This window comes from Mesorhizobium sp. M7D.F.Ca.US.004.03.1.1, from assembly GCF_003998635.1.
Taxonomy (GTDB): domain Bacteria; phylum Pseudomonadota; class Alphaproteobacteria; order Rhizobiales; family Rhizobiaceae; genus Mesorhizobium; species Mesorhizobium loti.
Genome location: NZ_RZQG01000110.1, coordinates 1 through 10,801 on the forward strand (window position 1 = coordinate 1; position 10,801 = coordinate 10,801).

The window sequence follows — 10,801 nt, forward strand, 5'->3', positions numbered from 1 at the left end:
GCTGGATGGCGAATGTCCCCACGCCGCCGGAGCCAGCTTGAATGAAAACCTTCTGTCCCTTCTTCAAGCTCGCCCTTTCGATGAGCGCCTGCCAGGCGGTCAGACCGACTAGCGGGATCGAGGCCGCCTCCTCCATGCTGAGGTTCACAGGCTTCAAGGCCACGTCGGCTTCATCCATGGCGATGAACTCGGCGAACGTCCCGATGCGGCCGTCGCGCGGCCGCGCATAGACGTCGTCGCCGAGTTTGAATTTGCGGACTTTCGATCCCACGCGGACAACCCTCCCGGCTACGTCGTGACCCAGGATGAAGGGCCGGCGATAGGGAAGGATCAGCTTGAACTCTCCGGTTTTGACCTTGGAATCGAGCAGGTTCACCGCCGCGGCGTAAACCTCGACCAGGACATCGCTGTCCCCGAGTTCCGGCTCCGGCATCTCAGCCAGCCGCAGAGTGCCCTTCTTGTTATACTTATCAACGACGTATGCCTTCATGGCAGTGACTTTCTCAAAGTGATTTTGGCGTGTCGCATGTGCGTTAAATCCCCTCTGTCATTCAAACCGGCAGGCGGAACTGTTTGCGCAGGCTCTTGTCGAATATCGCCGCGGGGGCAAAACGGCGCAGTAGGCTGACCTGGCGCGCTGCCTTGCCGGCGGTGTAGCGCCGCCGCGGGCGGGCATCGGCCGCTGCCTTGACGACCACCTGCGCCACCACTTCCGGCCGGTCGGCTACAGGCATCACATCGCGAAGGAGCGCTTCGAGTCCGGCTCGAGCCTGATCGTATTCCTTCAACAGCGAATCCGGCTGGATTCCGTTCTGGTCGAAGACGGTGCGAACGAATGCCGGCTCGATGACCGAGACGCGGATATTGAACGCACGAACCTCGTGGTCGAGCGATTCCGAATAGCCCTCGAGCGCGTGCTTGACCGCCGAATAATGCGCTGAATACGGCGCCGGCACGAGGCCCAACACCGAGCCGATGTTGATGATGCGCCCTTCGCCACGCCGCCGCATCGACGGCAACACGGCATTGGTCATGCGGATGACACCGAACAGGTTGACGTCGAACAGGGCCTGCACCTGCGCGATCGAGAATTCCTCGGCGCCTCCAAGCAGGCCGACGCCGGCATTGTTGACCAGGAGGTCGATCCGGCCGGTCTGCGAGAGCACCGTCGAAACGAGTGCGGCAACCGCCTCACCGTCGGTCACGTCGCAAACCAGCATGGTCACCCCGTCCGGGCCGTTGCTGGCCTTGCGGCTCGTTCCAAAGACAGTGAAGCCTGCCCGCGCCAGTGCCTCGGCGCTGGCGCGGCCGATGCCCGAGGAGGCGCCGGTCACGACAGCGGTTCTTCCGGAATTCATATTCATTTCGTGCTCCAAAATCATGAGGGCTAGCTTTTTCGCGCCCTTTGAATTACACTCATACTATCAAATTATGACCATAATGCAATAGCAGAAAGGCAATGCAGCCATGCGCTACGAAAAGGGCCGGAAGGACGCATCACGCGGCCGGATCATGGAAGTCGCCGCCGACCGTTTTCGCGGTGACGGCATAGCCGCGTCCGGACTGGCGACCATCATGAGCGACGCCGGGCTGACGAACGGGGCGTTTTATCCGCACTTTCAATCCAAGGCCGAGCTTGTCCGCGAGAGCGTGGCGGCAGCCATGGAGATTCAGTCGCAGCAACTGGCGGAAACCTTGGCCTCCGGTGGCCCGCAGATGGCGATAGAGGCGTATCTGTCGGCCGAGCACCGGGATAATCCGGGAACGGGCTGCGCGTCGGCCGCGCTGTTGCCGGAGCTCGCGCGTCAACCGCCTGAAACGCGTAAGGTCTATACCGACCGCTTGCTGGCTTTGGCCCACCAATTGTCTGCCGCACTTCCGCAGGACAAGGATCCGGAAGGCGTGGCGCTAGCTGTCTTTGCAACGCTCATCGGCGCGCTCCAATTGGCTCGCGCCGTCGAAGGGACGGAATTGTCGGATCGTATCCTCTCGGCGGGGAAAGATGCGGCGCGGACACTGATCGAGCAGCGTTAGGGCGGGGCGCCACCCTTCAGGTCACCCGCGCCCTGCCCCCAAACTCCGCGTCAGCCCTTCGGCAAAACGGCATCGCCTTGGTCGGCGGACTGGCTGCCAGATCGATGGCCGTCCTAAATATCGAGCGCGACCATCATGCCGCGGACTTCGGCCATTTCCAGCAGAAGGTCCTGCAGTCTTTCGTCCAGCGCGGCACCGGTCAGCGCCAGAAGCTCCGTAGTGCTCTCTCTCATCGAGATGACGGCGGCGCCTGTCTTCTCGGCGAGCAGCCGTCCGATGGCCGCTCGGATCAGGTCGTCCTGATCAGACATTGTTCACCTCCCAACGCTCTACAACCTCCCTTTGCCCCCCATGCCTGACCGCCGCTTTCGACGACAGGGCGTGATTTCCCCTACGGTATGATTTTTTGATGCGATGGCGGCTGGCTTTGCTCACGCCAGAAGGTCATCTGAAAGCGACCGATCGTCTTCATTGGCCCGCCAGCCGTTCAACGCCGCCAAGGATGGCAGCAGCGAGAAATTGCCGGGCTGAACCGTTTCAATCGCTGCAAGCAGCGCCAGCGGCACTTCGTGCCGGTAAAGCCCGATGCACGCACCGCCTTCGACCGTTGCCGGCAATTCCGTGAATGTATCGAAAATCGAGAATGTGCCTGTTGGCTCTTCTAGGATTTCGAAACGCTCCATCCCCAAAACCTCCCCTTGCACAAAAGCAGCGACAAACGCCGATGCCTCCCAAAGGTTCCCTCTGGGCGGCATTTTTTTCGCGCCTTGGTTGTAGCGCATATCGGCTGGCCAGTCATGCCGTGGGGACCGCACAGTCAAAATCGCTGCGCACCATTTTAAATCTTGACGCGTGTCAATTTTTTCTAAAACATGCGGAAACGCTGGCATGGCATCGGCCGGCGCTCTGGGAGGAGCAATGCCTGACATCAAAAAGCGCCCGAACCGGGGCTGCGACCCGCACACCACAAAGCGGGCAGCAACCTGTTGGCGGATCGTCGCGCCAGGCGCCGGGGTCGCTTGCGGACCGTCGGACATTGCAGTGGCCGGACAGCAACATTGATGCAGCACATAAAACAATCAGGAGGAGGAAAAACCATGCGCGTGTTCAATTGCCTGAAACTCGGTACGAGCCTGCTTGGCGCAGGCGTGCTTGCAACCATCGTCTCAGCGCCCGTCCACGCCGAGGATGCGGCGAAAGTCGCGGCCATCGTCAAAGGCCTCGACAACCCCTTCTTCCAGACCATGCAGCAGGGCATCGAGGAGCAGGCCAAGGCCAACGGTGTCAATGTCAGCGTTCAGGCCGCCGCCAATATGGGTGACGCCACCGGCCAGGCCGACCGCCTGACCGCCATGGCCATGCAGGATTTCGATTGCTATCTGGTCAACCCGATCAGCGTATCCAACCTCGTCCAGGCGCTGGTGCCGGTCGCCCAGAAGAAGAAGCCGATCGTCAACATCGACTCGACCATCGACCCCGAGCAGGCCAAGGCCGCCGGCTTTGCCGTCTCGACCTATATCGGCACCGACAACGTCGCCGCCGGCGCGCTGGCCGGCGAAGAGATGCTGAAGCTCGTGCCGAAGGGCGCCAAGGTCGCGCTGGTCGCCGGCATCGTCGGCGATGTCGGCTCCAATGCCCGCATCAAGGGCTTCAAGCAGGCCGTCGAAGGCAAGCTCGAAGTCGTGGTGATGGTCAGCGCCGACTGGGATCGCGAGAAGGCGTTGACCGCCGCCACCGATATCCTTGCCGCGCATCCGGACCTCGCCGGCTTCTTTGCCGCCAACGACATCATGGCGCTCGGCGTCGAGCGCGCCGTGCAGACATCCGGCAAGGACGTCAAGGTGATCGGCCTCGACGGCATCGTCGACGCGCTGAAGTCGATTGCATCAGGCGAACTCACCGCCACCGTCGCGCAATACCCCTATGTCGTCGGCGCCATGGGCGTCGAAGCCTGTGCGATCGCGGCCAAGGGCAAGGAACTGCCCGCCAACGTGCCGGCGCCTGTGCTGTTGATCAACAAGGACAATGCCGAAGCCTCGCTGAAGAACTTTCCGCGTCCCGGCGGCGACTATCCCGATCCCTTCCGCGAGATGCTGAAGTGAGCACACCTGCAGACAACGCGCCCGCCGCCCATTCGGCGGGTGCGGAGGAGAGCCGTCCCTCCCTGGCGGCTCTCCTCCTCGATCCCTCCTTCTGGGCCGACTGGGCATCCGTCGTCGGCCTGGTCGGCCTCGTCATCGTCTTCGGCATCGCCCAGCCGGTCTTTCTCAGCGTCGCCAACCTGCAAGCGCTGCTGCTGGCGGCGGCGATCCTGGTCGTGCTGTCGATCGGCCAGACCTTCGTCATCGCCACCTCGGGCATCGACCTGTCGCTGGCCGCCGCCGTCATGCTCGGCGCCATCATCCTCGGCCTCGTCAACGCCGCCGGCTACGGCATCTTCATCGCCTGCGTGCTCGCGGTTCTCGCCACCAGCGCCGTCGGCTTCCTCAACGGCCTGATCATCACCGCAGGCAAAATTCCCGACTTCGTGGTGACGCTCGGTACGCTGTCGGGCATCACCGGGCTTGGGCTCATCCTGTCGGGTGGCGAGCCGACCATGGTCGGCTCGACCTTCCTGCTCAGGCTCGCCTCAGGCTCGTTCGGACCGTTCGGTTATCCGGTCTGGGTGGCGATCGCAGCCGTCATCGTCGCGCATATCGCGCTCTACCACACGCGCTTCGGGGTGCATCTGCTGGCCACCGGCGGCCAGGCCGAAAGTGCCGGCGCGCTCGGCATCCGCACCGACCGGGTCAAGATCGCTGCCTATACAGTCTCGGGCTTCTGCGCCGGCATAGCGGCCATTCTTCTGGTCGCCCGCATCGGCTCGGCCGAACCGCAGATCAACACCAGCCTGCTCTTGAATTCAGTGGCGGCGGTGGTGCTGGGCGGCGTCAGCCTGTTCGGCGGCCGCGCCAGCATTCTGGGACCGGCGATCGGCGCGCTGATGCTCACAGCACTCGTCAACGGCCTGACCTTGCTCAACGTATCGGCCTTCTACCAACCGCTTGCCGTGGGCGCCATCGTGGTGCTGGCGGCGCTGATCATGCGGTATCAGAAATGAGCGCTCCCCATCACATCCCCGCCACTGAGGCGATCATCGCCTGCGAAGGGCTGAGCAAGCATTTCGGCGGCATCCGTGCCTTCACCGACGTCGCCTTCCAGGCTCGCCGCGGCGAGGTCACCGCTGTCATCGGCGACAATGGCGCCGGCAAGTCGACGCTGATCCGCAGCCTGGTCGGCGTGCATCAGCCCGACGCCGGCAATCTGTTCTTCGACGGAAGGGCACGGCCCTTCGCCAATCCCGACGAGGCGCGTAAGGCCGGCATCGAGACCGTTCACCAGAACCTGGCGCTGATCGACGAACTGACGGTGGCACAGAACCTGTTCCTCAACCGCGAGATCGTGCGCCGCATCGGCCCCTTTGCGTTCCTCGACCGCAAGGCGATGAAGCGCGAAGCCCGTTCGATGCTGTCGCGGCTGTCGATCAACGTGCCGTCGATCAACCAACGGGTGCGGCGCCTGTCGGGCGGCCAGCGGCAGGCGATCTCGATCTGCCGCGCCGTCGGCTCCGGCGCCAAGCTGGTGGTGATGGACGAACCGACGGCAGCACTCGGCGTGCAGGAAACGGCCAATGTCGAGGCGCTGATCCGGCGCCTGCGCGAGCAGTCGGTCAGCGTCATCCTGGTCAGCCACAATTTCGATCAGGTCCGCCGTCTGTCCGACCAGATCTGGGTAATGCGGGCGGGAAAGATGGCAGCGACCGTGCGTGCCTCGGAAACGTCAGGCAACGAGCTCGTCGCGCTGGTCACCGGCGCGGCCTGATCGGTCAATCAACAGCTGGCTGTCCTGGCCAGCCCGAGACTTGAAATCTAAAGGGAGTTTGCGAGTGGCACCAATTCGCGTCGGGCTTGTCGGTCTTGGAGAGGTCGCGCAGTCGATCCATCTGCCGGTGTTGAGCGATCAGCGGGAGCGCTGGGTGATCGCGGGCGTGTACGATGTGTCGCCCAGCCTGGTGGCGCTGTGCACCTCGCAACATCCGACGGCAAAGGCTTTCGAGACGGCCGAGGCGCTGATCAATTCGCCCGACATCGACGCGGTGTTCGTGCTGTCGTCCGACGACACCCACAGCCGCTTCGTGCGCGCGGCGATTGCCGCCAACAAGCACATCCTGCTGGAAAAGCCCGCTTGCCTGACGGTGCGCGAGATAGACGATCTGCTGGCGCTGATGCCGGGCTGCGACAAGACGCTTTTCGTCGGCTACATGCGCCGCTACGCGCCGGCCTATCTGGCGGCGAGGGACGAGCTGCCGGCCTTCGCCGACATCACCCATGTCCGCATCTTCGACCTGATCTCGGAAGGCCGGCATTTCCTCAAGAAGAGCCAGAACGTCCTCTATCCCAGGGACATCGACCCTGCCCTGCTGGCGCGTGGCGCAAGCGAACGCGACGCGCTGATCCGCGAGGTGGTCGGCACCGATGCGCCGGCCGACCTGGTGCGCGCCTATCGCGGGCTGACCGCGCTGTCCTCGCACCATATTTCGGCGATGCGCGGGCTGATCGGCGAGCCGGCCCGCGTGCTGGCGGCGCACCGCACCAATGGCGGTGCCAACACATCAGTCACTTTCGACTACGGCCATTTCGCTTGCCTCTATGATGCCGTCGTCGACGATCTCGGCCTGTTCGACGCCATGATCGAGGTGCGCTCCAACACCAGACGCGTGCGCATCCTCTACGACACGCCCTACATCCGCAGCCTGCCGACGCGTCTGGAAGTCACCGATGCCGGCCCGCTCGGCCCGGTGACGAAAACCTTCGGCCCGCTCTATGGCGACGCCTTCTCCAACGAACTGGAGATTTTCCACCGCCACATCACCGAAGGCACGAAGCCGCTGACCGACCTCGCCGATTCACGCCGCGACCTGGCGCTGATGGCCGAGATCATCGAGCGGATGAAGGAGAGCGGCCAGCGTTGAGGCGCAGCCTACTGCCCTACTGCCCTACTGCCCTACTGCCCTACTGCCCTACTGCCCTACTGCCCTACTGCCCTACTGGCTACTTACCGCAGTGATGATCGTTGATCTTGTTCAACGCATTCGCGTCCGGTCCGACGCGATGGTAGGAGCAGGCTCCAGCAGCCGTCGTGAACAGCTGCTGATCGTAGTAACGCGGGCCGCCGAACAGGAAGTTGATGAGATCGTCATCGGCGGGAACGTAGCGTTCGGATTGGACCCGGCGGTCGTGATGCCGGTCGCCGGCGAAGGCCGGGGCGCAAAGGCTTGAGCCCATGACGAGAGCGAGAGCTAGGATCGCAACGCATTTCGTGGTCATCGGCAACACCCTCCTGGCCATTCCGGAATCGCATCATACATCCAAAATCGCCAGCCGGACAAAAGTTCCAACGAAGACCGCAATAGGCCCTTGCCGAAGCTAACGGCCCCGCTCATCCATGGTGTGTGGAAATTTGGGACCAGCGATGACCGATGCCGGCCTTCATCTCGTCGAAGCGACGATCGACCAACTGCGCCGCGCGCTCGACAATGGCACAGTCACCAGCGTCGAACTGGTCGGAGCCTATCTAAGGCGCATCGCGCATTTCGACCGGCACGGCATCGCTCTCAACGCCGTTCCGGTGCTCAACCCCGATATGTTCGAGGAGGCCGCCACCTCCGACCAGCGCCGCCGCAACGGTGCTGTGCTCGGGCCGCTCGACGGCATCCCCTACACCGCCAAGGACAGCTACAAGGTCGCCGGGCTGACGGTCGCTGCTGGTTCGCCGGCCTTCGAACATCTCGTCGCCAATGAGGACGCCTTCACCATCGCCCGGCTGCGCGCCGGCGGCGCGGTGCTGATCGGCCTCACCAACATGCCGCCGATGGCCAATGGCGGCATGCAGCGCGGCGTCTATGGCCGCGCCGAAAGCCCTTACAACACCGACTATCTGACCGCCGCCTTCGCATCGGGCTCGTCGAGCGGCTCCGGCACGGCGACAGCGGCCAGCTTCTGCGCCTTCGGGCTTGGCGAAGAAACCTGGTCGTCCGGACGCGCGCCGGCCACCAACAACGCGCTGGTCGCCTACACGCCGTCGCGCGGCGTCATCTCGGTGCGCGGCAACTGGCCGCTGGTGCCGACCATGGATGTCGTGGTGCCGCATACGCGCAGCGTGCCCGACATGCTCGAACTGCTCGACGTGATCGTCGCCGACGACCCCGTGACGCGAGGCGATTTCTGGCGCGCGCAGCCCTGGGTCAAGTTGCCGAAAAGCTCCGACGTGCGGCCGCCACGCTATACCGGTCTCACACTGGCGGGGTCGCTGAAAGGTATGCGGCTCGGCGTGCCCAGAATGTATATCGGCCGCGACAGCGAGACCGACAAGCCGATCGAAACCCGGGCCTCGGTGCTTGCCCTGTGGGAGCAGGCGGCGGCCGACCTGAAGCGGCTTGGTGCCGAGGTGGTCGAGGTCGATTTTCCCGTCGTCTCCAACTACGAACGCGACCGCCCCGGCGCGCGCGGCATGGTCGAGCGCGGGCTGGTGCCGCAGGACTTCGCCGAGCGCGAGCTCTGGGATCTCTGCATCTGGGGCTGGGACGATTTTTTGCGCGCCAATGCCGACCCGGCGTTGCCCGATCTCGTTTCGGTCGATGGCCCAAAGATCTTCCCGCAACCGCCGGGCACGCTGCCCGACCGCTATGAGGGCGGCTTCGACCTGAGGGAATATGTCGAGCGGGCAAGAGCCGGCGTCACGCCTTTCACTGACATTCCAACGCTCGAAGAAGGCCTGAAGGGGCTGGAAGCGACGAGGCGGATCGACTTCGAGGACTGGCTGGACACGCAGGGCATCGACGCCGTGATGCTGCCCGCCGCCGCCGATGTCGGGCCGGCCGATGCTGATATCAACGAGGCGTCCGCAGCGCTTGCCTGGCGCAACGGCACCTGGGTCGCCAACGGCAATCTGGTCTGGCGCCATTTCGGCATCCCGACCGTCACCGTGCCGATGGGCACGATGGCCGATATCGGCATGCCGGTCGGCCTGACCTTCGCCGGCAAGGCCTATGACGACGAAAGGCTGCTGCGCATAGCCGGCGATTTCGAACAGTCCAGTCAGCGTCGCACGCGCCCCCCGCGCACGCCCGAACTGCCCGACGATGTGTTTGCGGGCCGCGCTGGCAGGGCGGGTGACGGCAAGGCGCCGGCGCTCACCATCACGCTTGCCGCCGAGACGCGACCTTCCGGTGATCAGCAAGAGATCGTCATCACGCTCAACCTGCCCGGCGAGGCAACTGAGGCGGCCAGCGTCAAGGTGCATGTCAACGGAGAGGCCGTCGCGCTGCAGCGGAGCGACCAGCGCTTCAGCGGGCATGCCCTCGTCCCGGCCGCGGAGCATCAGCGGTCCCACAGCGCCTGGCGCGGCTCGTATGGCTCGATCGTGACAGCGGTGGTGCGCTTGGAGGATGGGCGGACGGCTGGCGTCTACGCGGTCACCGGCGGCATCGGGTGAGCGGAGCGGGAAGAAACCAGCAACAAACGTCGAGTTCTGTGGCGCCCCCCTCTGTCCTGCCGGACATCTCCCCACGGGTGGGGAGATTGGCAGTTTCGGCGCCGGCTCTCTTCCTGCTAGGCCGAAGATTGGCGAAGGTCGCGGTGACGGCCGATCTCCCCCCTCGTGGGGGAGATGTCCGGCAGGACAAAGGGGGCGCCATAGAGCGCCACCGGCAAAATTCCGCCCCTCTCAATCCGTCCTGATCCACACGCCCTTGGTATTGAGATATTCGTCGAGATGCTCAGCCCCACCCTCGCGTCCGTAGCCGCTCATCTTGTAGCCGCCGAAGGGCACCGCCGGGTCGATCGCGTGATAGGTGTTGACCCAGACCGAGCCGGCGCGCAGGCGGTTGGCCAGTTGGTGCGCCTTGCCGAGGTCGCGGGTGAAGACGCCGGCGCCCAGCCCATAAGGCGTGTCGTTGCCGCGCCGCACCACCTCGTCCAGCGTGTCGAACGGCAGCGCCGAGATCACCGGGCCGAAGATTTCTTCCCGGGCAATGCGCATGTCGTCGGTGACGCCGGAAAAGACGCTCGGCGCGATGAAATTGCCTGACCCAAGCGCACCTTCGGTGATGCGGTTGCCGCCGGTGACCAGCCTGGCGCCCTGCCTGGTGCCGTCTTCGATGAAACCGGTGACGCGTTCGAGCTGCCTCAGCGAAATCAGCGGCCCGATCTCGGTCTCGGGGTCGGCGCCGTCGCCGATCCTGAGTTTCGCCGCATAGGCCGAGACCCGCTCGACGAATTCGTCATAGATCGGCCGTTCGACGAACAGCCGCGAGCCGGCGATGCAGATCTGGCCGGAATTGGCGAACACCGACATCGCCGCGATCGGCACGGCGCGCTCGAGATCGGCATCGGCGCAGACGATGACCGGCGACTGACCGCCGAGCTCCAGCGAGACGCGCTTCATGTTGCCGGCGGAGGCGCGCAGGATGTTCTGGCCAGTCGCTGTCGAGCCGGTGAAGACGATCTTGTCGACATCCATATGGGCGGCAAGCGGCGCGCCGGCTTCCGCACCCGTGCCGGTGACGACGTTGACGACGCCGGGCGGCACGCCGGCCTCCATCATCAGCGCACCGATCAAAAGCGGCGTCAGCGGCGCTTCCTCGGAAGGCTTCAGCACGATGGTGCAGCCGGTCGCCAGCGCCGGGCCGATCTTCCAGATCGAGGCGGCAGTCGGCGCATTCCAAGGA

12 protein-coding genes are annotated in these 10,801 nt (G+C 64.5%); 6 read left to right on the forward strand and 6 right to left on the reverse strand.

Annotated features, from left to right (window positions below; genetic code table 11):
* A partial coding sequence (locus EN935_RS09470; protein WP_164771059.1) for an NADP-dependent oxidoreductase occupies window positions 1–490 on the reverse strand: 490 nt, incomplete at its 3' end.
* A 61-nt stretch (window positions 491–551) separates the two neighbouring features.
* Complete coding sequence (locus tag EN935_RS09475) at window positions 552–1,364, reverse strand: oxidoreductase (protein WP_127263759.1); 813 nt, start codon at window positions 1,362–1,364, stop codon at window positions 552–554.
* A 103-nt stretch (window positions 1,365–1,467) separates the two neighbouring features.
* On the opposite strand from EN935_RS09475, the gene EN935_RS09480 reads away from it, so the two are divergent.
* A complete protein-coding gene (locus EN935_RS09480; RefSeq protein WP_127263761.1) occupies window positions 1,468–2,034 on the forward strand; it encodes a TetR/AcrR family transcriptional regulator in 567 nt (188 codons plus the stop codon).
* A gap of 113 nt (window positions 2,035–2,147) precedes the next feature.
* On the opposite strand, the gene EN935_RS09485 is transcribed toward EN935_RS09480, so the two are convergent.
* Both EN935_RS09485 and EN935_RS40735 read right to left on the reverse strand, forming a co-directional pair.
* Window positions 2,148–2,345, reverse strand: coding sequence for a hypothetical protein (locus EN935_RS09485; RefSeq protein WP_109660280.1), 198 nt, complete (start codon window positions 2,343–2,345; stop codon window positions 2,148–2,150).
* Window positions 2,346–2,465: 120 nt separating this feature from the next.
* Window positions 2,466–3,071: a hypothetical protein gene (locus EN935_RS40735; protein WP_164771060.1), complete on the reverse strand. Its 606-nt coding sequence runs from the start codon at window positions 3,069–3,071 to the stop codon at window positions 2,466–2,468.
* Window positions 3,072–3,131: 60 nt separating this feature from the next.
* On the opposite strand from EN935_RS40735, the gene EN935_RS09495 reads away from it, so the two are divergent.
* The 4 genes from EN935_RS09495 (at window position 3,132) to EN935_RS09510 (ending at window position 7,045) form a co-directional block, all read left to right on the forward strand.
* Complete coding sequence (locus tag EN935_RS09495) at window positions 3,132–4,136, forward strand: substrate-binding domain-containing protein (protein ID WP_109660276.1); 1,005 nt, start codon at window positions 3,132–3,134, stop codon at window positions 4,134–4,136.
* Window positions 4,133–5,134, forward strand: coding sequence for an ABC transporter permease (locus tag EN935_RS09500; protein ID WP_109660274.1), 1,002 nt, complete (start codon window positions 4,133–4,135; stop codon window positions 5,132–5,134). Before EN935_RS09495 ends, EN935_RS09500 begins: the two co-directional genes overlap by 4 nt.
* Window positions 5,131–5,895: an ATP-binding cassette domain-containing protein gene (locus EN935_RS09505; protein ID WP_109660272.1), complete on the forward strand. Its 765-nt coding sequence runs from the start codon at window positions 5,131–5,133 to the stop codon at window positions 5,893–5,895. Before EN935_RS09500 ends, EN935_RS09505 begins: the two co-directional genes overlap by 4 nt.
* A gap of 64 nt (window positions 5,896–5,959) precedes the next feature.
* Entirely contained in the window at window positions 5,960–7,045 is a 1,086-nt protein-coding gene (locus tag EN935_RS09510) for a Gfo/Idh/MocA family oxidoreductase (protein ID WP_127263763.1), read from the forward strand.
* A 79-nt stretch (window positions 7,046–7,124) separates the two neighbouring features.
* Here EN935_RS09510 and EN935_RS09515 read toward each other — a convergent pair whose 3' ends face one another.
* Entirely contained in the window at window positions 7,125–7,400 is a 276-nt protein-coding gene (locus EN935_RS09515; RefSeq protein ID WP_109660267.1) for a hypothetical protein, read from the reverse strand.
* A 145-nt stretch (window positions 7,401–7,545) separates the two neighbouring features.
* On the opposite strand from EN935_RS09515, the gene EN935_RS09520 reads away from it, so the two are divergent.
* On the forward strand, window positions 7,546–9,567 hold the full coding sequence (locus tag EN935_RS09520; RefSeq protein ID WP_127263765.1) for an amidase: 2,022 nt from the start codon (window positions 7,546–7,548) through the stop codon (window positions 9,565–9,567).
* A 231-nt stretch (window positions 9,568–9,798) separates the two neighbouring features.
* On the opposite strand, the gene EN935_RS09525 is transcribed toward EN935_RS09520, so the two are convergent.
* A partial coding sequence (locus tag EN935_RS09525; protein ID WP_127373287.1) for an aldehyde dehydrogenase family protein occupies window positions 9,799–10,801 on the reverse strand: 1,003 nt, incomplete at its 5' end.